General features: G+C 36.7%; 18 protein-coding genes. 12 read left to right on the top strand and 6 right to left on the bottom strand.

Features of this window, described 5'->3' with window-relative positions:
- Positions 1 to 167 precede the first annotated feature (167 nt).
- On the bottom strand, positions 168 to 2,477 hold the full coding sequence (locus tag KO502_RS00525; protein ID WP_216020604.1) for a CRTAC1 family protein: 2,310 nt from the start codon (positions 2,475 to 2,477) through the stop codon (positions 168 to 170).
- 535 nt (positions 2,478 to 3,012) lie between these two features.
- On the opposite strand from KO502_RS00525, the gene acs reads away from it, so the two are divergent.
- The 4 genes from acs to KO502_RS00505 all read left to right on the top strand — a co-directional run bounded on the left by acs (position 3,013) and on the right by KO502_RS00505 (position 8,157).
- A complete protein-coding gene (acs, locus tag KO502_RS00520; RefSeq protein WP_216020603.1) occupies positions 3,013 to 4,959 on the top strand; it encodes an acetate--CoA ligase in 1,947 nt (648 codons plus the stop codon).
- A 482-nt stretch (positions 4,960 to 5,441) separates the two neighbouring features.
- A complete protein-coding gene (locus tag KO502_RS00515) occupies positions 5,442 to 6,509 on the top strand; it encodes a 3-deoxy-7-phosphoheptulonate synthase (RefSeq protein ID WP_216020602.1) in 1,068 nt (355 codons plus the stop codon).
- Positions 6,510 to 6,736: 227 nt separating this feature from the next.
- Positions 6,737 to 7,882 (top strand): bifunctional chorismate mutase/prephenate dehydrogenase, encoded by a 1,146-nt coding sequence (gene tyrA / locus KO502_RS00510; protein ID WP_216020601.1) that lies wholly within the window; start codon positions 6,737 to 6,739, stop codon positions 7,880 to 7,882.
- Between the two features lie 68 nt (positions 7,883 to 7,950).
- On the top strand, positions 7,951 to 8,157 hold the full coding sequence (locus KO502_RS00505) for a hypothetical protein (protein WP_216020600.1): 207 nt from the start codon (positions 7,951 to 7,953) through the stop codon (positions 8,155 to 8,157).
- 275 nt (positions 8,158 to 8,432) lie between these two features.
- On the opposite strand, the gene KO502_RS00500 is transcribed toward KO502_RS00505, so the two are convergent.
- Positions 8,433 to 9,338, bottom strand: coding sequence for a hypothetical protein (locus tag KO502_RS00500; RefSeq protein ID WP_216020599.1), 906 nt, complete (start codon positions 9,336 to 9,338; stop codon positions 8,433 to 8,435).
- Between the two features lie 365 nt (positions 9,339 to 9,703).
- Between KO502_RS00500 and KO502_RS00495 the strand changes: the two genes are divergently transcribed.
- The 4 genes from KO502_RS00495 to KO502_RS00480 all read left to right on the top strand — a co-directional run bounded on the left by KO502_RS00495 (position 9,704) and on the right by KO502_RS00480 (position 15,584).
- Positions 9,704 to 10,849, top strand: a complete 1,146-nt coding sequence (locus KO502_RS00495) for an efflux RND transporter periplasmic adaptor subunit (RefSeq protein WP_216020598.1) — start codon at positions 9,704 to 9,706, stop codon at positions 10,847 to 10,849.
- On the top strand, positions 10,849 to 13,944 hold the full coding sequence (locus tag KO502_RS00490; RefSeq protein WP_216020597.1) for an efflux RND transporter permease subunit: 3,096 nt from the start codon (positions 10,849 to 10,851) through the stop codon (positions 13,942 to 13,944). The genes KO502_RS00495 and KO502_RS00490 overlap by 1 nt, the downstream gene beginning before the upstream one ends.
- A 19-nt stretch (positions 13,945 to 13,963) precedes the next feature.
- Positions 13,964 to 15,217, top strand: coding sequence for an alpha/beta fold hydrolase (locus tag KO502_RS00485; RefSeq protein WP_216020596.1), 1,254 nt, complete (start codon positions 13,964 to 13,966; stop codon positions 15,215 to 15,217).
- 130 nt (positions 15,218 to 15,347) lie between these two features.
- Positions 15,348 to 15,584, top strand: a complete 237-nt coding sequence (locus KO502_RS00480; RefSeq protein ID WP_216020595.1) for an RNA-binding protein — start codon at positions 15,348 to 15,350, stop codon at positions 15,582 to 15,584.
- Positions 15,585 to 15,657: 73 nt separating this feature from the next.
- On the opposite strand, the gene KO502_RS00475 is transcribed toward KO502_RS00480, so the two are convergent.
- Positions 15,658 to 16,197 (bottom strand): GspH/FimT family pseudopilin, encoded by a 540-nt coding sequence (locus KO502_RS00475; RefSeq protein ID WP_216020594.1) that lies wholly within the window; start codon positions 16,195 to 16,197, stop codon positions 15,658 to 15,660.
- 294 nt (positions 16,198 to 16,491) lie between these two features.
- Positions 16,492 to 17,325 carry an ammonia-dependent NAD(+) synthetase gene (gene nadE / locus KO502_RS00470; protein WP_216020593.1) on the bottom strand — a complete coding sequence of 278 codons (834 nt, stop codon included), beginning with the start codon at positions 17,323 to 17,325 and terminating at the stop codon, positions 16,492 to 16,494.
- 143 nt (positions 17,326 to 17,468) lie between these two features.
- Here nadE and glnB point away from each other — a divergent pair, with 143 nt between their 5' ends.
- Positions 17,469 to 17,807: a nitrogen regulatory protein P-II gene (gene glnB, locus KO502_RS00465; RefSeq protein WP_216020592.1), complete on the top strand. Its 339-nt coding sequence runs from the start codon at positions 17,469 to 17,471 to the stop codon at positions 17,805 to 17,807.
- 129 nt (positions 17,808 to 17,936) lie between these two features.
- On the opposite strand, the gene KO502_RS00460 is transcribed toward glnB, so the two are convergent.
- On the bottom strand, positions 17,937 to 18,695 hold the full coding sequence (locus KO502_RS00460; RefSeq protein ID WP_216020591.1) for an outer membrane protein assembly factor BamD: 759 nt from the start codon (positions 18,693 to 18,695) through the stop codon (positions 17,937 to 17,939).
- Between the two features lie 185 nt (positions 18,696 to 18,880).
- On the opposite strand from KO502_RS00460, the gene rluD reads away from it, so the two are divergent.
- The 3 genes from rluD to clpB all read left to right on the top strand — a co-directional run bounded on the left by rluD (position 18,881) and on the right by clpB (position 23,626).
- Entirely contained in the window at positions 18,881 to 19,855 is a 975-nt protein-coding gene (rluD, locus tag KO502_RS00455; protein WP_216020590.1) for a 23S rRNA pseudouridine(1911/1915/1917) synthase RluD, read from the top strand.
- Positions 19,836 to 20,747, top strand: coding sequence for a peptidoglycan editing factor PgeF (gene pgeF / locus KO502_RS00450; RefSeq protein WP_216020589.1), 912 nt, complete (start codon positions 19,836 to 19,838; stop codon positions 20,745 to 20,747). The genes rluD and pgeF overlap by 20 nt, the downstream gene beginning before the upstream one ends.
- A gap of 308 nt (positions 20,748 to 21,055) precedes the next feature.
- A complete protein-coding gene (gene clpB, locus KO502_RS00445) occupies positions 21,056 to 23,626 on the top strand; it encodes an ATP-dependent chaperone ClpB (RefSeq protein WP_216020588.1) in 2,571 nt (856 codons plus the stop codon).
- Positions 23,627 to 23,812: 186 nt separating this feature from the next.
- On the opposite strand, the gene KO502_RS00440 is transcribed toward clpB, so the two are convergent.
- Positions 23,813 to 24,280, bottom strand: coding sequence for a DUF4124 domain-containing protein (locus KO502_RS00440; protein ID WP_216020587.1), 468 nt, complete (start codon positions 24,278 to 24,280; stop codon positions 23,813 to 23,815).
- Positions 24,281 to 25,089 lie beyond the last annotated feature (809 nt).

Here is a 25,089-nt window from a genome sequence, read left to right as displayed (position 1 = left end):
CTAAACAAATTCGCCTTGTTATTGCACATCGGGCATAGCTCTGAGTTGGGAAGAAATTTAATCAAATTGGTATAAGTGTTGTGAACATTCTTGCAGGATAGCCATTCAACGTTTAATCGCTGAATGGCTTGAAGTAACTTTAACGTTGCTAATTGGCAGTTAGAGCGCTACTTTTCAGTCAAACTCTTATACATAGCATTGGCTTTTAACAGGCCAAAACTCATGGTTTCACCGTTTCGCCAAACGATTTTTGCAGATTTTATTTTTTGTGCTTCACCTAGGCCAAAATGTACCGTGTTGATAACACTTTGCGAGTGGCTTTCACCACTTGAACCAACCGTTTTAAAGTATTGCTTACCAGACATGGTTTCAATGATTACTTCAGCTGATAATGGATCCACATTGTGTTTGGGACTATACCCTATTTGAAATAGAATATAATTGCCGACATTTTGTGCGTTATTTAGATATAAATACCATTTTCCACGATCTTCACTGCCGTTCAGCATATCGACTAAACCATCGTTATTAAAATCAAAAGCTTGCCCCATATCTCCATGGCCTGTGTCATTCACATCGTAAGCACCATGCGAAGTGAACAATTCAAATCCGTTGCCAGCATTATTCAGTAGCATTAAGTCAGCAACCCGTTCTTTTAAATATCCGTAACGGTGAATAAATAAATCTTGCCAGCCATCGTTATTAAAGTCGGCGCGACTTACTCCCCAGTGATTGCCGCCTTGTGGTATATTCCAAGCCTTGCCTGCGTCTTCATAATGAGTGCCTTTATTGATTAAAAGTACATCTTGCACATTACGGTTATTTGCTGGCCAGTCATAATCAACACTGTTTAAACCCGTTATTGAGAATTCAATCGTCCAGTAAAGCGTTTTGTTACGTACCCATTCTGCCTTCCATTGTTTGTTACCTAAATAACCAATGTAGATGCCATTTTCGGTGCGATTTTCTGGCCAACCTTCAGCTTGTTCTGGTTTTAACGTTAAATTATGCTCCGCGGCTTCCATAGGCTTAGGGTAACGATTGTCGTTTTTATGATAGTCGTGTGGTTGGATATATGTAAGTTGTTTGTTTTCCCCTAAGAAAATTGGGAAACCTTCACGATATTGACGAAAGACAAACTTAGCATTAGATAATTCGATGTTACTGTCGGCTGTAAAGTCGATAAGCGTTCTACCTTTTTCACCATCATCATTTACATCAAGCTTTTTCAAGCTGGGTGAAAAATCGAGAGATTTACGTGAAATGCTGTAATGCGAGCGACCATTTGCTAAGTATAAATCGACTAAGCCATCGTTATTGACATCAAGATCGGTAGTGGCATTTATGTTTTTTAAATCAGCAACACTGCCTGGCAACCAAGTTTTGCTGACATCGGTAAATGTAAAGTCGCCGTTGTTTTTCCACAGTGATACCGCATCTGGGTAATACATTAACACATCGTCTTTACCATCACGATCAAAGTCGACGATTAGGGCTTTAGAAGCATCGGGTTGTTCTATATCCGCCACACGTACTTCTTCGAACGTTCCGTCGCCTTTATTCTTTAAAAACAGAGTTTGCGGGCCATCGTAATTTGGGGTGCGGGCGTTAAAGAATATTAAATCTAAATCACCGTCTGCATCTAAATCAATCCAACGTGGCGCTCGCCCTCGGGCGGGTGTTTTAATACCGGCTTCACTGGTCACTTGTTCAAAATTCATATTGTTATTTTGAAATAGCGTGTAAGAGATTGGGTTGGTGCCGTTTGCACCACCATGAGCAACAATAAGATCTAGATCGCCATCATTATCGTAGTCTCCTAATGCCGAGCCGTGTAAATCGGGCTTACCGGTAAACAAACGCTTAATATCAACTTTACCATTACCTAGATTGGTAACGAGCTGCGTAGGCACATGATTATGATTATTTAAGATAAAGTCTAAGTCGCCGTCGTTATCAACATCGCCAATAGATGGACCACCGTATTTAAAAGTGGTTTCCGTTTCAAAATCAGCATTTTTTGAATTATCAAAAAACGAGGGAAGAGGTAGATTGGCGACATCCTCTATTATAATATTATGTAGTGTGATTTCCGCACTGCGACCTTTAAATATTAACGCTTTGTTGCCTTGGCTTTGTAAGTCAACCAGAACATTAATCGTTTGTTTGCCTTTGGTTGGAAAATCTAAATTGTCGGCTACCACTTTGCCTTCAGCCAAAATAGACAAATTAGCATATTCTTTTTTGATGGATGCGGTTATGGTGATGCGTTTAATAGCTGACCCTTTTACCGCATATTGTGTTTTATAATAAACACCGTTGGTTAGCGCAAAAGGCTTGTCTAATAAGGTACTTGTTGTACTTTTTGAAATGGTCTCATTATCGGGAAGGTTTAATTCATTTTTAACACAACCTGATAGCGAGCTCACTCCAATTGCGCTGACAATTAAGAGTGAAATAATCTTTTTGTTAAACATAATTTTTATACTTACAAATTTAATTTATATGTAGTTTGTGCTTTTTGTTAACAAATTACAATGGTCGATTTTCAACTGTAGACTAAAAAATAATCAATTATAATAAGTGAGTGTCAGTCGTTATCTACCGGTGTAACTTAAATGTTCAATTTTCTCATCGCATGACGCATTTCTCATAATTTGTGACGACCCACAAACCGATCTCAGGCTAGTTAACTTAAGAGTTACCTAATTTATAGAGTAAAAACGTTAATTTAGACTAAAGGCGTATATAAAAAAAAATTCAAAAAATTTAGGATGTGGGTTAACTAATTAGTGTTAGTTATTACAAACAGATACTTTTTATTAGTGGAAATATAATAAGTAATACGTTAAAACATTAGTCAAAATATATTGTTAAAGCATTATCTTGAATTGCACAATTAAGCAATAGTTGAAAAATTACTGTTAATTACTGTAAAGAATAGTTTAAAAAATAATAATTTAAGCCATTCATTTAAGTTAATAATTCCAAGTTAAGTCCGAAGGAAGATAAATGAAAGAATTACAATCTTATTACCCAGTCTCAGAGAAAGCTAAAGCCCATACTCATATTGATGAAGCAACGTACGATGCAATGTATAAACAATCAATTGAGCAACCTGACGTATTTTGGGGTGAGCAAGCTAAAGAGTTTATTGATTGGTACGAACCTTGGGACAACGTGTCGAAAGTTGATTTGAAAAACTCTGAAATTAACTGGTTTTCGGGCGCTAAACTAAACGTAAGTTATAACTGTATTGATCGTCACTTAGCGACTAAAGCCAATGAAACCGCTATTATCTTTGAAGGTGACGATCCTAGTGAAGATTCAAAAGTTACTTATCAAGAGCTGCATGATCATGTGTGTCGTTTTGCTAATTTATTAAAAGAGCGTGGCGTTAAAAAAGGCGACCGCGTTTGTATTTACATGCCAATGATCCCAGAAGTGGGTTACGCCATGTTAGCTTGTGCACGTATTGGTGCTATTCATTCAGTGGTATTTGGTGGTTTCTCTACCGAGTCAATTAAAGCGCGTGTTGTTGATGCTGATTGTAAAGTCGTTATTACTGCGGATGAATCATTGCGTGGCGGTAAGCGCATTCCATTAAAAGCTAATGTAGATGCTGCAGTTGCTGATTGTCCAAATGTGGATACGGTTATTGTTGTTGCTCGCACTGGTGGCGATGTAGCGTGGAATGACAAAATTGATATTAGCTACGAAGAAGAAGTAGCGAAACAACCAGCAATTTGTGAACCTGAAGTAATGGATGCAGAAGACCCATTATTTATTCTTTATACGTCAGGCTCAACAGGTACACCAAAAGGAGTTGTACATACTTGTGGTGGTTATATTCTTTATGCGGCAATGACCCACAAATACGTATTTGATTATAAAGAAGGTGAAATTTACTGGTGTACAGCTGATGCTGGTTGGATCACAGGTCACTCTTATATTTTTTACGGCCCATTAGCGAATGGCGCAACCACGTTAGTTTTTGAAGGTGTGCCAACGTATCCAGATGCTGGACGTTTTTGGCAAGTATGTGAAAAACATAAAGTAAACATTTTCTATACAGCGCCAACAGCTATTCGTGCCTTAATGAGTGTGGGTGATGAACTTGTTGAAAAAGCTGATTTATCATCACTTCGTTTACTTGGTACGGTTGGTGAGCCAATTAACCCTGAAGCGTGGAATTGGTATCATGAAGTGGTAGGTAAAGGTAACTGTCCGATTGTTGATACCTGGTGGCAAACTGAAACAGGCGGTATTTTAATTACTTCACTACCGGGCGCTGTTGGTATGAAACCTGGTGCTGCGGGTAAACCTTTCTTTGGCGTTAATCCAGCGTTGTTTGATGCAGATGGTAATACCCTTGAAGGAGAAAACCAAGGGTTATTAGTTATGACCGCAAGTTGGCCTGGACAGTTACGTACAGTTTTTGGCGATCACAATCGTTTCTACCAAACTTATTTAGGTCAATATCCAGGTAACTACTTTACCGGTGATGGCGCACGACGCGATGAAGATGGGTTTTATTGGATCACTGGCCGTGTGGATGACGTACTTAACGTATCAGGTCACAGATTAGGTACGGCGGAAATTGAGAGTGCTTTAGTGCTTCATCCTGCAGTTGCTGAAGCAGCTGTTGTTGGTTACCCACATGAAATTAAAGGCCAAGGTGTTTATTGTTATGTAACGTTAATGGGCAACGCGACAGAATCAGATGAGCTGAATGTTGAGTTACGTGAGTTCGTCGCTAAAGAGTTAGGTCGCTTCGCTAAACCTGATTACATTCAATGGGCTCCGGGTTTACCTAAAACACGTTCTGGTAAAATTATGCGTCGTATATTACGTAAAATTGCTGAAAATGATGTTGATACATTAGGTGATACCTCAACCTTGGCGGATCCAAGTGTGGTCGATAACTTAATAGCACAACGTATCATTCATGGTGCATAAGGTAAATGTTAACGAAGAGGTTGATCTGCTAGATAACCTTGCTACAACTTAAAGTTAATATTTACTAAAGCTAAACTTAAGCTATAAAAAAAGCGCCGAGAGGCGCTTTTTTTATGGAAAATTTTTAGATGTATCAAAGCTTAGTTATAGATTATTAGTTAATCTAACTTTTACATTAAATACGTTTCCTTTTTACTTACCTACATAGTTAATTGCACTGATGCTCATTTAACAACTCATCTCATTATCCATTTAAATTAACTTTTATTAATATTGCCTCTGTACAGAGCAATATTACTGTGTAAAAATAACATTACATATCGCGTAATTAAATCTTTACACTTCTTGTTTTTGTTTTGGCTGAGCTGTAACCTTTATTGAGTCACTGTTTTCCTTTTCTAATATCAAGTTAAATCTGATTAGTTAACTAGCGTAAACGTTTATAAATCCACACTGTGGACAAGATTTCAAAAGGAAAGCTCATGACAACTAGCTCTAACAATACTCATATTAACTCTGAACAAGTGTTAATCACTCCTCAAGCCTTACGTGCCGAATTACCATTGTCTGATTCAGGTCGTCAATTTGTGTTGCAATCACGTAAAACCATTAGTGACATTGTGCATAAACGTGATCCACGTTTATTGGTTATTTCAGGCCCTTGCTCTATTCATGATGTCGAGGCCGCTAAAGATTACGCGCGTCAACTAAAAGTACTACAAGAGCAATACCAAGACTCTTTGTTTGTTGTTATGCGTGTTTATTTTGAAAAACCGCGTACAACAGTTGGTTGGAAAGGCTTAATTAATGATCCGCACATGGATGATTCTTTTGATATTGAAACCGGTTTACGTAAAGCTCGTGAATTAATTCTTTACTTAACAGAGCTTGGTTTACCACTTGCGACTGAGGCTCTTGACCCTATTAGCCCACAATATTTAGCCGAAGTATTTAGCTGGTCTGCTATTGGCGCACGTACCACTGAGTCGCAAACCCATCGTGAAATGGCGAGTGGCTTGTCAATGCCAATTGGTTTTAAAAATGGCACTAACGGTAGTTTAGGTGTAGCGGTAAATGCATTGCAGTCAGCGGCGCATCCGCATCGCTTTATGGGTATTAATCGTGAAGGGCAGGTGGCACTTATTCAAACAGATGGTAACCCTGATGGACATGTTATTTTACGTGGTGGAACAGCACCAAATTATGATGCTGACAGTATTGCCAAATGTGAAAGTGCATTAGCTAAACAAGGTGTAGACGCAGGTATTATTGTTGATTGTAGTCACGGTAACTCAAATAAAGATTACACTCGTCAACCTATTGTTGCGCAAGATGTTGTTGCACAAATTTGCGGCGGTAATAAGTCTATTATCGGTATTATGCTTGAGAGTAATATTAATGCAGGTAATCAAAGTAGTAACTTAGCAAAAGAAGATTTAGCTTACGGTGTCTCGGTTACCGATGCTTGTATTGATTTTGCTGAAACCGCACAGCTATTAGCAGACATGGATGCAAGTTTATCTGGACGTTTATCGAAAAGAGTTGCTTAAAATCATCAATTTTTGTAAAGGTAACTTTACAAGGTTGAGTGTAACGCGGCTATTTGTCGCGTTTTTTATTTTAAAGGCTTTAACCTAAGTATATTAAACAATATACTTCAAGGGATATCCAATCCGCACTTTCTTGTCGATAAGCCTGCAGGCAAGTCCTTAGAGAGCTTATAAATAAAATTAGCAGATAAATTATTTTAAACATGATGTTTTAAATAGAGAAAATAATGACGAATTCAGAAAACGATTTTCAAGAAAAACTTACCGTTTTACGCGATGAAATTGATGAGATTGACAGTGATTTAGTTAAGTTATTGCAAAGACGATTAAGTGTTACCAGTAAAGTTGGGCAGTTAAAAAGTAGTGTTGGTAAACCTATTTATGATCCTATACGTGAGGCAAGTTTGTTTGAAAAGCGCCGTAACCAAGCGATTGACGCTGGCTTATCAGGTGACTTAATTGAAGATGTTTTACGTCGTTTAATGCGTGATTCGTACATGAGTCAAGATGCTAGTGGCTATCGCTGTGTTAACCCTAATTGTAATAAAGTGGTTATTATTGGCGGAAAAGGCAAGTTAGGCGCAGTGTTTGTTGATTTATTTGAGCGCTCTCATTATCAAGTTGAGATTATCGAACAAGCTGATTGGCCAAACAGCGATACGATCTTAAGTAATGCAAGTTTAGTTATTGTGGCTGTGCCTATTAACTTAACAGCACAAGTTATTCAGCAACTTAACAACTTGCCTGAAGATTGTGTACTAGCTGATTTAACTAGTATTAAAGAATCGCCATTAACGCAAATGAAAGCCGTGCACAAAGGCCCCGTTGTTGGCTTACATCCTATGTTTGGTCCTGATGTAACGGGCTTAATCAAACAAACGATTATTAGTTGTGAAGGGCGCTTTCCTGAGCAGTACCAATGGTTACTTGAACAATTTCAAGTATGGGGCGCTAAAATTTACCCTGTGCAAGCTCATGAGCATGATGAAACAATGTCGATGGTACAAGTGATGCGTCACTTTTCTACTATCGCTTATGGTTTTCATTTAATGAGTGAAGGTGCTGATATTGAAAAACTAGTGGCAATGAGCTCACCGATTTATCGATTAGAGCTTATTATGGTTGGCCGATTATTTGCGCAAGACCCAGGGCTTTATGCGGATATTATTTTTTCTAATAAAGACAATGTTGAAATGATGAAGCGCTTTGGGCATCGCTTTTTGGAGTTACTTGAAAACGTTAAGCTTGATGATAAAGAATCTTTTATCTCAGTTTTTACAAGTGTTTCTGATTGGTTTGGCAGTTATGCGGGTGACTTTTTAGAAGAAAGTAAGTCAATGTTATTAAAAGCTAATGAGCTGAAGAAAAATTAATATCAGCAAAACAATTTAGCAAGCAGTAGCTACTATTACGGTGTCTTTATTAAGAGTAGGGAGTTAGCATGGATATATCAACAATTATGGCTTGGAGCGTATTATTTAGCGGCGTAGGTCTTGGCTTTTGTATGTATGGCCGAAAACAAAAAGCGGTAGTGCCCTTGTGCGTTGGTATATCACTTTTTGTTTTGCCCTACATAATGCCTAACGTAACCATGCTGCTTATTGTTGGTGCTATTCTTTTGGCAATCCCCTATTTTATTAAAATATAGCTGTTTCAATTTAACTATTAATTTTTACGTTAAAACCTAGATTCAATAAGTTAATTAAAGTCGTATGTTTTGTCGATATTAAAACCGTGAAACATCTGTAATGAAAATCTTCGCGCTATTTTTTCATTAGCTGTTCTTTTATTCCTAGTAATTAATTTTGAATTAATCGCAGTGCCTTTGTGAACAACTATTAATACGTTAAAACATCGTCATATAACACTCTAGCTAGGGTCTGTTGATCTTTCAGGGGTAAAATTTATTAAACCGAGATCTGATTACTTATTCATTTGATTGTTATCAACTGTATGCAAGTGATTAAATATCTGTTTTAGTAACTCACCACCAAGTTGATTACTGGCTAAGCCTTTGTTATCGCCAAAGCTACCGAGCGAAACATTATTAAATTGTTGTACGATTGTGTTGTTATCTTTAATGGTAGTGAGGGTTAATTGTTCAATGATAACAGAAGATATTTTTACACGAGTTGTCGCTTTACCTAATAAACGTTTTTGTAATTTAGCTTCATTTGAGGCAATAATTGCTTTGTTAGTTTCAATATGCTTTTCTACTGGTTCGCCATCTAAAGCAGCCAAAGCTAACTCTTCACTTCGTTCAGGGTGTTCTTGCGCATATATTTTCGCGCCTAACTGTGGATATAACGCTGGGTAGTCTTTGGCTAGCACAGTGCTAATTCGCTCTAAAAATAACGCTATATTTGTTTGCTGAGTGTGCTCTACGGTTGAGGTAGTTTTGCTAGTGTTATTTGGTAATGTGTTATTTGAAACAATACCATCTTCAGTTATGACTTCAGACCAAGCACTTACCTTGGCGAAACGTAACTCTTCAACATGAATTAAGGTAGTTGTTTTCTTCTGTATACTCGGCGAATCAAGTTGTTGGATAGGTTTTTTGGCTAAGGTTGCACTAACTGTATTTACCGTTAATACCTTAGGTTGACTTAACCCTGCAAGGTTATTTAATGAGTAACCATTAAAGCTTGCAATACCACTTACCTCTGCAAAGCTAGCGTTAACTAGAGAGGTTACTTCATTTGAATAATACTCACTCTGTAAAAGTACTTGGCTTTTAATGTAGTCGTTTAAAGAACTATTAGCTAAATACCATGACATGGAGCTAAAAAATACTAGTAGAGAAAAGGCCAATACGGATAACTTATTCAAATTAGAACACTCACCTTAGTTTTGTATATTAGTTTTTTATAATTAGTTTTGTAAATCTTTGTAAAAAGAGCGTCATTTTAAGCTAAGTTTATGTTTAGGTAAATGTTATTAAATAGATAATAGGTTATAGTCTTGCTAGTAGTCTTTTAATAAAATATTTACTCTCGTTGTTTTCGCATAATTGTAAATTATGCCAAAAACCATAACCATAAGTTATTAGCCATAGATTAGCTCATAATGGCTCTGGAAATAAAATCTTATGAAATATGATAATGAGCGTAAAGTAACCATTACATTTACATAGAAATCACAAGCAAAAATTTACCACCTACTTAATCATAATCCCCGTAAACAGAGACCTCTTTATGAAAAAACAATCTGCGCCTTCAGAACAACCAACAACTACGGCTTTTAGTCGTCGTATACCTTTATTGTTCATTATTAGTGTTTTAATTGGCTTGATTGTATATTTACAATGGCCAGAAGACGTTGTTGAAAAAACTGATTTTAAACGTGTAGTTGCCGTAAAAATGATACCCGTTGTAAGTTCTGAGTTTATTGAAACCGTTGAAGGCGTTGGTACCGCCAGGGCCAACGAGCAAGTAGACATAACCAGTAAATATTCAGATGTTGTTGATGGTGTTTATTTTGATGATGGGCAAAAGGTTGAAGCAGGAGCAATTCTGGTTAAATTGAATAATCGCGAAGCGTTAGCAAAAGTAAGTGAGTTAACGGCTAATTTATTAGAGTCTGAAGCTCATTTAAAGCGCTTAACTGAGTTGCTCGCTAGCCGTGCTACGTCAAAATCAATTGTTGAACAGCAAGATGCTAAAACTAAAGCGATTGAAGCGCAGCTTATGAGCGCTAACGCTAAGTTAAATGATTTAACTATTCAAGCGCCATTTTCTGGTGTACTTGGCTTTCGTGAAGTAAGTAAAGGTAGTTATATTGATGCTGGTGACGTGATTACCCGCTTAGACGATTTAAGTTACATAAAAGTAGACTTTCATTTACCTGAAAGACTGCTAACAAAAATTAATGTTGGCCAGCGAGTGAGTGCCGTTAACACAGCCTATCGCGATAAAACCTTTACCGGGAAAATTACCGCTATTGATAGTCGAATCGACTCAAGTACGCGTAGTATCAAGGTTCGTGCAATTATCAATAATGATAAGTTGAAACTTCGCCCTGGTATGCTGCTGAGCATTAGTGTGTTATTACAATCGGAAAATATTCTTAAATTGTCAGAAGGCAGTATCATCCCAATTGAAAACACACATTATGTTTTTGTGATAAAAGACAATAAAGCGGTTCGTAAAAGTATCGAAATTGGTCGTCGTCAGCCAGGGTTTGTTGAAGTGCTTTCTGGGTTGGTAGAAGGAGAGAAAGTCGTAGTTGAAGGCGCGCTTAAACTACGAGATGGTACTGCTGTGAGTATTATTGATGATAGCGAGAAAGAAGAACTAGCCATTGACGAAAGTGAAGCAAATGATAATGGGAGCAGCAACTAGTGATCCTATCTGACTTATCGGTTAAACGACCTGTTTTTGCGACCGTAATTAACCTACTGATTGTAACCTTTGGTATTGTCGCCTTTTTAATACTGCCGTTAAGGGAATATCCCGATATTGACCCACCAGTGGTTAACATCAAAACTTCCTACCCCGGCGCTTCTGCTGACATAGTTGAAACCAAAATAACACAACTATTGGAAAACCGAATCAGCGGTGTTGAAGGGGTTAAAACCATTAACTCTAACAGTCGTGTTGGTCGCTCAAGCATTACGATAGAATTTAATTTAGACCGTGATATTGACGCTGCAACTAACGATATACGTGATCGTATTTCAAGAGCATTAAATAATTTACCTGAACAAGCTGATCCACCAGAAGTATCTAAAGCCAATGATGATGAGGATGTTATTGTTTGGTTCTCTTTGCAAAGCGATACCATGGATACCTTACAACTTACTGATTACGCGACTCGTTACATTGTTGATCGGTTTGCTGTGGTTGATGGTGTCGCGCGAGTGAGATTGGGAGGAGAGCGTACCTATGCGATGAAAATTCGTTTAGATCGTGTCTCAATGGCGGCACGTAATATCACAGTACATGATATTGAAAACACACTTCGTGCTGAGAATATTGAATTACCTGCAGGTAAGGTTGAGTCGGTAGATCGAGACTTTTCTATTCGTGTTGAACGAAGTTATTTAACGCCAGATGACTTTTCTAACATGGTTATTGGACATTCTACCGATAATACAACACAAGACACTTCTGTTGTCCGTTTAGGTGATGTTGCTGAGGTATTTGTTGGTGCGGTAGACGACGAAAATATGTTTCGTGGTAATGGTCGTAATATGATTGGCCTTGGGGTAATCAAGCAATCTAAAGCTAATACATTAGAAGTAGTAAAGTTAGCTAGAAAAGAAATGGAGAATATAACCAAGTCCCTACCTGTAGGGACTACCATCGTTAATAGCTATGACAGCTCTGTATTTATTCAAGGATCGATTGATGAAGTGTATAACACCTTAGTCATTGCAATGTTAATGGTTGTGTTGGTTATCTTTTTATTCTTAGGTAATGTTAGAGCCACGTTAATTCCAGCTATTACCGTGCCGGTGGCATTAATTGGCTCAATGATGACCTTATCTTGGTTTGGTTTTTCTATTAACTTATTAACACTATTGGCCTTAGTTTTAGCGATTGGTTTAGTGGTTGATGATGCCATTGTAGTACTTGAAAATATTTATCGTCGTATTGAAAATGGACAAAAGCCTTTAATGGCGGCTTACGAAGGTGGTAGAGAAGTTGCCTTTGCGGTTGTTGCTACTACGTTAGTACTTGTGGCTGTTTTTGTACCTTTGGTCTTTTTATCGGGCAACGTTGGTCGATTATTTACTGAATTTGCTATTGCTATTTCAGCCGCAGTTATTTTTTCAAGTATTACAGCATTATCACTCACCCCTATGTTGTGCTCTAAAATGTTAAAACATCGAGAGCGTAGTTCTTCCTTTGGACAAGTACTTGATCGTAGTTTTGCTCGTTTTGAAGCTGCTTATGGGCGAGCCTTAAAAAACTCTATTCACCAACCAATCCTTATTGTTATTGTTCTTGCTTTGGCGCTTGCTGCTGTATTTTTACTCTTTACCAAGTTACCTACAGAATATACGCCGAAGGAAGATCGCGGTAATTTATTTTTAATAATGAATGCAGCAGAAGGTGCAAGTTATGAAAGCAACGTTAAAAACATGCAAATTATTGAAAAGAAACTAATCGCTTATCAAGACGAAGGTGTATTAGAACGTGTTCTTGTTCGGGTACCTGGTTTTGGTGATAAAGGGGGGATGGCAATTATTGGTATGCCGGATTGGGATAAACGTAGTATTGATACTTTTAGCTTTATTGAACAAATTTCTAGTGAAGTGCAAAGTGTTACCGATGTAAAGGCCTTTGCTATGATGCGTAAAGGGATAGGGGGGGGAGGTAATAGCTCACCAGTGTCTTTTGTTTTACAAGGTAATACCTTTGAAGAATTAGCGCAATGGCGTGATATTTTAATTGCCGAAGCTGAAAAGAATCCTAATTTGTCAAATATCGATAGCGATTATCAAGAAACCTACCCACAGCTTTTGGTACAAATTGATAGAGAGCGCGCTTACGACTTAGGTGTGCCAGTTGGTGATATTGCTGAAACTTTAGAAACCATGATGGGACAACGTCGTGTTACCACTTTTGTTGATCGTGGTGAAGAGTATGACGTAATTGTTGAAGGTGATGAAAAGCAATTTGCTAGCCCGACCGATATCGATAATATTTATGTGCGATCGCAAACCACGAATAAACTCATTCCTTTGTCTAACTTACTACTTATGGGAGAAAATGCTACGTCGTCACAGCTTAACCGGTATAACAGGTTGCGTAGTATTACTATTTCGGCGAATTTAGCTGATGGTTATGCCTTAGGTGACGCATTAGACTTTCTTGTTGATATTACTAAAACAAAGTTACCAGAGCACGTACAAGTTGATTATAAAGGCGAGTCTTTATTACTTAAAGAGTCTGGCAGTTCAATTTTATTTGTATTCTTACTGGCGTTATTAATTACTTATTTGGTATTAGCTGCGCAGTTTGAAAGCTTTATTCATCCTTTTGTTATATTACTTACCGTACCACTTGCTTTGGTTGGAGCATTAACGGGCTTAGAATTAATGGGAATGAGTTTAAATATATACAGCCAAATAGGTATTGTAATGCTTATTGGTTTAGCGGCTAAAAACGGTATATTAATTGTTGAATTTGTCAACCAACTACGCGACAAAGGTGTGGCTTTTGAAGAAGCATTAATAGCAGCAGCGCAACAACGATTACGGCCAATAGTAATGACAACATTCACCACAGTAACTAGTGCCATTCCGTTAGTGTTAGCGGTAGGACCAGGTGCTGAAAGTAGAATGGTGATTGGTGTTGTTATTTTTGCTGGTGTGTCATTAGCAAGTATTTTTACTTTATTTATAGTGCCAGGTGCTTATTATTGGCTATGTCGTAATACAGGTTCACCACAAGCTATAGCGAATGAGATTGAACAACAACTTACCTAAGAAGTAAATAATATCTGGGATGACAATGATTAAATATATTTTACAGCTGTGTTTTTTTACATTAGCAATAACGTCTATACCTGCTTGCTCTTTACTTGAAATAGGTAAGCAGTCTACCCAATTAGAAAGACTACCTTCCGTGTCTGGAACTATTGAACTTAATAACGATAATAAGCCTATTTATGTCATGTTACTAAAACAAAGTTCAATAGAATTAGAAGTCATAAACCAGGTGATGGTTAATGATAAAGGCGAATATAATTTCAATGTATTACCAGACAATTACACTATCATGGCGTATGTAGACGACAATAAAAATGCTAAAAAAGAAACCAACGAAAGGTTTTCTTTTTATGGTGGGGAAGAAGAAAATGGGGGACGTAATATCCCAGTTAAAAGCGGAGAGCATATAAAGCTTGAAATTTTTGCTGTTAATGACGAGTTGATTGACTTAGGTGAGAGCCAAATAAGTGACCACTCGTATGAGTATCAACGTAATATTGGTAAGGTTATTTCATTAGACTCTCCTATATTTGCTGTAGAAAATGCCAAATTGGGCTTATGGAAACCGATTACATTTTTAAGTACTATAGGTGGCGGTCTGTTCATGTTACAAGACTTTGAGGTTGGTAAAACACCTATTATTTTTGTACATGGCATACTTGGTAATCCTACTGAGTTTAGCAAAATGATTGAAAGTGTTGACCGCGAAAAATATCAACCTTGGGTTTATTATTATCCAACCGGAGTCCAATTAGATTTGATAAGTGATTACTTATTAACATCTTTAAATCAATTGCAGAATGAATATGGCTTTACCAATATCAATTTAATTACCCATAGTATGGGGGGGTTAATGTCTCGTTCATTTCTTATGCAGCACGAACAAGAAAATAGTAATTTTGATGTGTCATTTTATATGACAATTAATAGCCCTTTATATGGAATGAAAAGTGCTCGTGCGGGAGTTAACTCATCACCTATTATTATTCCTTCTTGGCGAGACTTGGCCACAGGAAGCGACTTTATAAAAAAGGTACATAATTGGCATGTGCCACAAGAGGTGAATTACCATTTAGTTTTTTCTTATTTGGAAGGAGAAGAAGGTGATGGTGTGGTACCAATGAACAGCCAACTTTCTTTAAGCTTGCAACAAGAAGCAGATAATATTTATGGTTTTCCTTCGCAACATGCGGAAATTTTGCATAATGAAGCGTTTATTAAACTTTTCAATAAATTACTGATAGCTGATTCAACCTCGCTTATTAAGTAGTTTTAGTTGGCATATAAGGCAGGGAACTGCCTTATATATAAATTATTTACGGTAATAAGCATAATAATAGCTAAGTCTGCAGTAAAAATATGAGACAATTTAGATCGTAATAATAACTTAATGGCTCATTATGAAACTTTTAGTTCGTAACCTTTCTCGCTCTACTACAGAGCAAGAACTTCGTATTTTATTCTCCGAACATGGTACTGTCGCAGAATGTACTTTGGTATTAGACCAAACAACAGGTAAATCAAAAGGCTTTGCTTTTGTGGTTATGCCTAATGAAACTGAAGCTAAAAGCGCACTGTCTTCATTACATGAAACACGCGTTGCTAAGAATAAGATCAGAGTTAAAATAGCCCAATAAGCTAATTTATTGGCAAGTAACTATTAAAAACCAGTTGTAGCTGGTTTTTTATTTATTAGTATTGGTAGCAAACTCACTCACACTCAATAATTACATTACTTCGTGTTTCATCTCTACCATCATTATTTAAGTCAGTCGTTGCGTAAAGTCGCCCAGAACGAGCAACCACTAAGCCCCGAGACTTTTCTTTGTGTGCTTTAGGGCAATACCTAAAGGTACCGTTGCTTAAACCGAATAAATGGCCTGTCGCTTGATAGGTTATTTTATCTCTGCTCTTAGCGTAAAGTAATGTGTCTCCTGATGTTATTGCCGCTTTTGTGGTAATTATTAATTCGCCATCAGCTTCATCAAACTTTTTATTACCATTGAGGTCGATAAATACACTCAAATCCTCATGCCATTGAGTGGAGCATTTACTTCCTTTTAAAGGGCAAATAATCACGTTAGCCTGGTTATTAATGGCGTAATTTCGTGCAACAAGCAATAAACGCGTTAAACGTGATATTTCATTATCTACTCGTAATTGCGTAATAAAATCATTAAAGTTAGGTACAGCAATTGAAGTGAATATTGAGGTAATACTGATACTGATCATTAGCTCGATTAAAGTCATCCCAATAATCGATTTGTTTTTAGCTATGGGTTGGCACTGGTTTATTTTGTTATTCTTGAATTTTGGTGCTTTTCTCTGCCGTTTAGGAGAGAAGGTTACGCCTAGGCAGAGTCTGAAAAAACTGTATATCTTCGTGCAATTGTATTTGATTAAATCAACGTTAAAAAAACGACGAAAAGCTGAATGAACAGAAGCATTAATCATAAAAAATCCATTTTTTATTAACTATCCTACTGTTAGGTATAGGTAATAAAAAAGGATTTATCTATGCTTGAGAGTATGCTTATTGACAAATTAATCGTAAATTGTTGGAATCGTTTGCCTTTTATGTTGTGTTTTTTTGTAGATATTAATAATGTGTTCGCTGATGTCTGATGTTACCGTTTTTCCTTCTAAAAAATCATCTAACTGATCATAGGTAATACCTAGTGCATCTTCATCAGTTTTACCCGGATCTAAATCTTCTAAATCAGCGGTAGGTGCTTTTTCTACAAGTATACTTGGCGCCCCAAGATGTTTGGCAATAGCACGAACTTGTCTTTTAGATAAACCAAAAAGCGGTGCTAGGTCACATGCACCATCGCCCCATTTAGTGAAAAAGCCAGTAATGTTTTCTGCGCTATGGTCTGTCCCTAGCACTAAACCACCAACAATACCTGCAATATGATATTGGCTTACCATGCGAGCTCTTGCTTTAGCATTACCTTTTGAAAAGTCAATTTGAGCTTTACTTGCCGTTAATATATTTGCTTGTGTTAATGCCTGTAGTACTTCGTTATTAATACCGTCTGCAGCAGCTAAAATATTAGTTGTTAAGCAATGGCTTGGTTGAATAAAAGAAAGAGCTTGTTGTGCATCCTCTTCATCTGCCTGCACGCCATAAGGCAATCGTACGGCAATAAATTGATAAGACGTAGTGTTTTGCTGTTCATTTAATTCATTAACAGCAAGTTGTGCTAATCGGCCACAGGTTGAGGAGTCAACACCACCACTGATACCTAACACAAGACTTTTTAATCCTGATTGGAGTAATTGCTTTTGAATAAAAGCGACACGGCGGTTTATTTCGAATTGAATATCTATTTCAGCTAAAACTTTCATTTCGGCAATAATGGTTGGCTGATCCATAATACTTCCTAGCGAGGATTGATTAAAAGTGTAGTTTTATCTAGTTTAACAAAATTAAAAGGCAATTGGATATTGCTAAATGACAATAAACACGCTGTAATAACTTTATTATTTAAATACATAATAACTGACGAGTAACGCAGATGAGAAAAATAGAAGCTATTATTAAACCATTTAAGATGGATGATGTAAGAGAAGCCCTTGGTGAAATTGGGGTGACTGGTATGACGGTTTCAGAAGTGAAAGGTTTTGGTCGTCAAAAAGGTCATACTGAATTATATCGCGGTGCCGAGTATATGGTCGACTTTTTACCGAAAGTAAAAATTGAAATTATTATCGCCAAAGAAAATGTTGAGCGTTGTATAAACACAATTGTAGCCACAGCTCAAACAGGTAAAATTGGTGATGGTAAAATATTTGTCACCGATGTTGAGAGAGTTATTCGAATTCGCACAGGCGAAGAAAATCACGAAGCAATTTAATCATTTACTAGTGATTAAAGCTTAAAAAAGATATAAAAAATGCCGCTTCATTTTCTATAAAAAGAATATGAAGCGGCATTTTTATTAGATGTAAATAATTATATTAACAATGCTTTAGTGAATAATGCTTTAATTAACTAATGTGTTGTTAGGATAATTAGCTGCCAGTACTTGCATCGCATTGGCTTTTAAATCAGTTAATCCTAATTTATCATAACTGGTAATCATTACAATTAATGCTTGTTCAACCTCTGGGCTAGGTGAGAAATATTCAAGAATATAACGACCACGATTTGCAGCTGCTGCAAAAGCTTCCCGTTTAATATAATATTGAGCAACGGCTAATTCGTATTGTGCCAAACGAGATTTAATGCCGATCATGCGCTGACGTGAATCTTCAGCATATTTACTGTCAGGATACTCGGTAACTATCCTTTTAAAATCCTTAAAAGCACTTCTTGCTGCTTCAGGGTCTCGGTCAGTACGATCAATACCCGCTAACTCTTGAAATACATCTTCTTGAGTCGATAAGTTAATTAATGCACGCATGTATAAAGCATAATCTATATTAGAATTATTAGGGTTAAGACGCAAAAACCTATCCGCTAAAGCAATACCTTGCGGGGCATCACCACTTTTGTAATAAGCATAAATCAAGTCTAGTTGTACTTGATGAGATACAGGGCCAAATGGAAAACGAGAGTCTATAGCACTAAGTATTTGGATAGCTCGTTGATATGAGCCGTTATCAAGCGAGTTTCTTGCATCTTCAAATAAAGCTTGTGCTGATTTATCAGGTACTAACTCTAAATCGTCATCAGACGAAGAGCACGCCGTTAAGCTTAATACTAAAACGGATAAAATAATTTTTACTGTCAATTTTGTCATAAAATTTATTGTCGCAACTTTGTTTTAATTAAAATAAATATCAAACCACCACGTAAACGGGTAAAATGTTTCTATAGTTAAGAATAAGCATTCTACCCTAGCAATCTTACCTTGCACAGTGCAAATGGTAATTTGATTCATTCGTTAGGTTTACACGCGTTTAAAAAGAGTTTAAAGAGAGTTTAATGTCAGAAATAATCGAACATAAAGATACCGTACCTGAAACATGTTTAGGTAACCGTTTTGACCAAGCATTAGCGAAAATGTTTCCAGATTATTCACGTTCACGTATAAAAGATTGGATTTTAGCTGGACAAGTGAAAGTTAATGGTGATGTATTAACTGTGCCACGTGAAAAAATGTACGGTGGTGAAGTTATTGAAATTAATGCGAAAGTTGAAGCAGAAATACGTTTTGAAGCGCAAAATATCCCATTAAATATTGTTTATGAAGATGAACATATTTTAGTGATAAATAAACCTGCAGGCTTAGTTGTTCATCCTGGTGCTGGTAACCCTGACGGCACTGTGCTTAACGCTTTATTACATCACTGCCCAGAGTTAAACGTAGTACCAAGAGCGGGTATCGTGCATCGTCTTGATAAAGACACTACTGGCTTAATGGTGGTTGCTAAAACTATTGCCGCACAAACTAACTTAGTTGAAGCTTTGCAATTACGTGAAATAACCCGTGAATATGAAGCGGTAGCTAACGGAATTATGACGGCAGGTGGTGTAGTTGATGAGCCAATTGGTAGACATTCAACTAAACGTACGCAAATGGCAGTTTCTTTTGTTGGCCGTCCATCGGTAACTCACTATCGAGTAATGGAAAAATATCGCTTGCACACTCGTTTACGTTTACGTCTTGAAACAGGTCGAACCCATCAAATACGTGTACATATGTCTCATATCACCCACCCTTTAGTAGGTGACCCAGTGTATGGCGGTCGTCCGCGTCCACCTAAAAATGCTACTGAAGCATTATTAATGAAGTTACGTACTTTCAAGCGTCAAGCGTTACATGCTGCAAGATTATCGTTATTTCATCCGATAACAGGTGAAGAAATGACTTGGCATGCTGAATTACCTGAAGATTTTGTAGAGTTAATCACCTTATTGCAAGAAGATAACAAGCTTAATGCCAAAGAAGAATACTAAGCAAAGTCATCAAAGCCACTTTATCAATTCTACATTTGAGCGGGTAAAGTGGGGCTTTAACTTATCTACAACGTTTGATGAACAAGTTGTAGCGTTTCAAACCACCTGCAATCAACCGCGTAACGATCTAATTCTAGTAAATCACTACAGTGAAAGCTCCGCTGAAAAAAATCTTTTAGTAAATGAAGGTGATCACCCAACCACTTATGGCGGCTTTAACTTAGGCTTACATGTTGGAGATAATACCTGTCATGTAATGAAAAATCGTGATTTGTTAACTAAGTATCTTTATCAAGAAGTAAATAATTACCGCCAACCAACAGACTCTGCTTTACAAAATATTAGTATTCAATGGCTTGAGCAAGTTCATGGTAATAATGTTGTTACTATTCTAAAAACTGATACCAAGCCTATTACCGCTGATGCTAGCATTACCCGTGAAAAAAATATTGCCTTAGCCATTATGACCGCAGATTGTTTGCCTGTATTACTTGCTCATAAAAATGGTCTTGAAATTGCTGCTATTCATGGTGGTTGGCGTCCATTGGCTGCTAATATCATAACGAAAACACTTGAAAAAATGCAAAGTGATCCTAGTGATATTCAAGCTTGGCTTGGCCCTTGTATTGGCAAAACGGCTTTTGAAGTAGGTAGTGAAGTAAAAGATATTTTTCTAAAACAAAACCATAATTTTGAATCTTGCTTTGTGCCACAAGCCAACGCTAAGTATTTAGCTGATTTGCATGCTATTGCTGAGATACAATTGAATAGTTTAGGTGTTACTAATATATCTCGACTTGACGAATGTACTTATCAAAATACCAACAAATATTATTCTTACCGTAAAAATAACACGACGGGCCGTATGGCAAGTGTTATTTGTCGACGTTAACGCTTAAATGCGCTGTTAGCTTAAGCGACTATAATTCTAAGTTATAAAAAACGATCACTGTAAAAACATAAGTAAGAGGCTATAGTTTTACATTGAAAATACTTTTAAATGATTTATATATTTATTCTGAATTTTAATCAGAATATTGAAAAAAGATTGTTTTAACCTCATAACTGACTGCATAAGTGAAACATAACTTAGATTGCCTTCAGTTTTCGTTCTGTTATTGATAAAAGCTAACAGGCGTTGTTTATAATCGAGTCCGTAAGATATATTTGTACCAAAATACATGGTATTAGGAGTTAAAAATGCGTTTAGATCGTTTTACTCAATCTTTTCAAGAAGCTATTGCTGATGCCCAATCACTTGCTTTAGGCAAAGATCATCAATTCATTGAGCCAATTCATTTAATGTTAGCTTTGCTAAATCAAAATGGTAATTCGGTTATTCAACTGCTTAAAAGTGCAGGGGTTGATGTTCGTACTTTACGAAATAAAATTGAAGAGGCATTAGCTTCACTTGCTCATGTTGACGGTAACAATGGTGACGTACAACTATCTGCGGCTTCCGCTCGACTATTTAACCTGTGCGATAAACATGCGCAAAAAATGTCTGATAAATACATTTCATCTGATGTGTTTTTACTTGCCGCTATTGATGATAAAGGAACTCTAGGAAAAATTCTTGCTGAGCTTGGCGCTAACCTACAACGCATAAAATCTGCAATAGACCATATTCGTAGTGGTGAAAGTGTACAAGAGCAAAACGCAGAAGGCATGCGACAAGCACTAGATAAATATACTATAGATTTAACCGAGCGTGCTGAGCTTGGAAAACTAGACCCTGTTATAGGCCGAGACGATGAAATTCGTCGCACTTTACAAGTATTACAACGTAGAACCAAAAATAACCCGGTATTAATTGGTCAGCCGGGGGTTGGTAAAACTGCAATAGTTGAAGGTTTAGCGCAACGTATTGTTAATAACGAAGTACCTGAAGGCCTGAAAAACAAACGAGTTTTATCGTTAGATATGGCGGGTTTAGTTGCCGGTGCAAAATATCGAGGTGAGTTTGAAGAGCGTTTAAAAGCGGTTTTAAATGAACTATCAAAAGAAGAAGGTCAAGTGATCCTCTTTATTGATGAATTACATACCATGGTTGGCGCAGGAAAATCTGATGGTGCAATGGACGCAGGTAATATGCTCAAACCTGCGTTAGCACGTGGCGATTTACATTGTGTTGGCGCAACAACACTGGATGAATATCGTCAATATATAGAAAAAGATGCAGCATTAGAGCGTCGTTTTCAAAAAGTATTAGTTGAAGAGCCAAGTGTTGAAGACACCATTGCCATTCTACGTGGTTTAAAAGAACGTTATGAATTACACCACTCTGTAAATATTACCGATCCTGCCATTGTTGCGGCTGCGACTTTATCTCACCGATATATTAGTGATAGACAACTACCAGATAAAGCAATTGACTTAATTGATGAAGCGGCTTCTAGTATTCGTTTACAAATGGACTCTAAACCAGAAGATTTAGATCGATTAGAGCGCCGCTTAATTCAGTTAAAACTTGAACAAAAAGCACTAGAGAAAGATGAAGACGAAGCAACACTCAAACGGCTAGCCATTATTTCTAAAGAAGTTACCGATAAACAACAAGAATACGATGAATTAGACGAGATTTGGACAACGGAAAAAGCTGCATTATATGGTGCACACACAATAAAAGAAGAGCTGGAGCAAGCGCGAATAGATTTAGAAGCTGCACGTAGGGCTGGCGATCTAAATAAAATGTCTGAACTGCAATACGGAAAGTTACCCGAACTAGAAAAACAACTCGACTTAGCCAGCCAAGCTGAAATGCAAGAAATGTCATTATTAGCGAATAAAGTTACAGATGTTGAAATAGCTGATGTACTTAGTCGCGCTACCGGTATTCCTGTAGCTAAAATGTTAGAGCAAGAACGCGATAAACTATTAAACATGGAAGATAATTTACATCAAAGCGTGATAGGCCAACATGAAGCGGTAACATCGGTGGCAAATGCAATAAGGCGCTCAAGAGCAGGTTTAAGTGACCCTGATCAACCTATAGGATCTTTTTTATTCTTAGGACCTACCGGTGTAGGGAAAACAGAATTAACCAAAGCCTTAGCCGAATTTTTATTTGATTCGCAAGATGCTTTAATTCGTGTTGATATGTCAGAGTTTATGGAAAAACATTCAGTAGCGCGTTTAGTTGGTGCTCCTCCTGGGTATGTAGGTTATGAAGAAGGCGGCTACTTAACAGAAGCGGTACGTCGAAAACCATATTCAGTAATATTATTAGATGAAATTGAAAAAGCGCACCCGGATGTTTTTAATATTCTTTTACAAGTGCTTGATGATGGCAGGTTAACTGATGGTCAAGGTCGAACAGTCGACTTTAAAAATACCGTGATTATTATGACCTCAAATATTGGCTCAGATGTAATTCAATCACTTTCTGGAGAAAGTAACTACCAAGCGATGAAATCGCAAGTAATGAATATATTAGGTCAACATTTTAAACCTGAATTTATTAACCGAGTAGATGAAGCTGTTGTATTTCACCCGCTTATTGCTGAGCAAATAAAGAAAATTGCTGGTATCCAAATACAGGCGTTAGCACAGCGATTATTAAACCAAGAATTAACCTTAGCGATAAGTGATGAAGCCTTATCATTAATTGCTACCGCAGGATTTGACCCTATTTTTGGCGCAAGACCCTTAAAAAGAGCAATTCAGCAAGGTATAGAAAACCCATTAGCGCAAAAAATTCTCGGCAATGACTTCCCGAAAGGAAGTCAAATACATGTTAGTGTGGTTGAAGATAAACTATGCTTTTTATAAGTAAAATATATTCCAAGAAGTATTATAGACGTTAATGATAGAGAGTGTTTTGTAATTAATGGATCATTAATGAATTCACAAAACTTTAAAAAAAGTACTTATAAGCATTTAAAGATAGGAACAACCCTTATTTTTACTCATTAAATTTTAAGTTAGTAAAAATAAGGGCTAAAATGGCTTAACTGTTTACTTAGTACAATAAAGTTCTTCATGCTTTTTACTTAAAGCTAACTTTGAAGATTTTTCTTGAGGAGTTAATGGGCGATTGATTATCTTGCCATCGGCTTGCTCTTCAGTAAGATGAACTTCATCTAAAGAATTTAACATTTTAATATTTAATAGAGCGGCTTTACAGTTTTTCTCAAATATCTCCTTATTCTTCGCAATTGTTACTTCTTGTTGATCCTCAATTGTTAATTCGTCACCTTCTAGCGCAGCACGCTCGGCTTTAGATAAAGCTTTAAAAGAGGAAACAGTACTCAATTCTGTATAATCATGACCGTGAGGAAGGTTTTGGCTAAAGTGGACGACATTATTTTCATCAACCCAACGATAAATAGCTATATCTTTGGCATTAACATAGTTGCTAATAGACGAAACTAATAATGTACCTACTATTAAAGAGCGGATAAAAAGTGTTTTTGTAATATTCATAACTAACCTTATCTTGTAACCAACAGTCTGTAACTTACTAAAATTAAAATATAGTACAACAACTATTTGAGCTTCAAAAAATTAGCCAAATAGACTGCTCTGGATATAGTCTAAATATGGTTTCATTATAGTTGTGTTTTTATGCTTTTAAGCTAACAAATTATTAACATAATAACAATTACTTAATATGAGGCACTTTGATAGTGACTATAAATATTAACTACTTAATACCCAATAATCATAAAAAAGCACGTTGTAATATAGAGAAATTACCAATGAAGCACCTGATTTGATGTTTTTATAATCAAACAAACAAATAAATGAAATTAGTGCTTGTGCTCTACGAAAACCTCTCTATAATGCGCATCCAGTTCCAAGGGGTTCACAACAAATGAATCATGAAGAGCTTGTTTTAGTCAGTTATCTAATTGCTTTTAGCACTAAATAACGGAAGTTAACGTCTCGTTTCTAAGGCTTTTAAATTAATTTAAAAAAACTTTCAAATAAAGCGTTGACATTAAAACTCACAAGCGTATGATACGCATCCTGCTTCGGGGCAGCAGCAACGAGCAAGCTAGTTTAACGATAAGTTTACTAGCAACGATGAAGAGCGAATGCGACTCTCATCTAGACTTCAATCGAAGTCTTTTCTTTAACAATTAGTTATCATGCAATTTGTGTGAGCACTCACATTACTGTTGTTTTACAAAGCTACTTAGGTAGCAAAAACGCTTAATGATGAATGTCACATAAATGAATATTTATATACTTATATATGTAATGCGATATCTATATATGTAATGCGATAT

Source organism: Colwellia sp. E2M01 (assembly GCF_018860585.1).
Classification (GTDB): Bacteria; Pseudomonadota; Gammaproteobacteria; order Enterobacterales; family Alteromonadaceae; genus Colwellia.
This window is presented reverse-complemented; position numbering and strand designations above follow the sequence as displayed.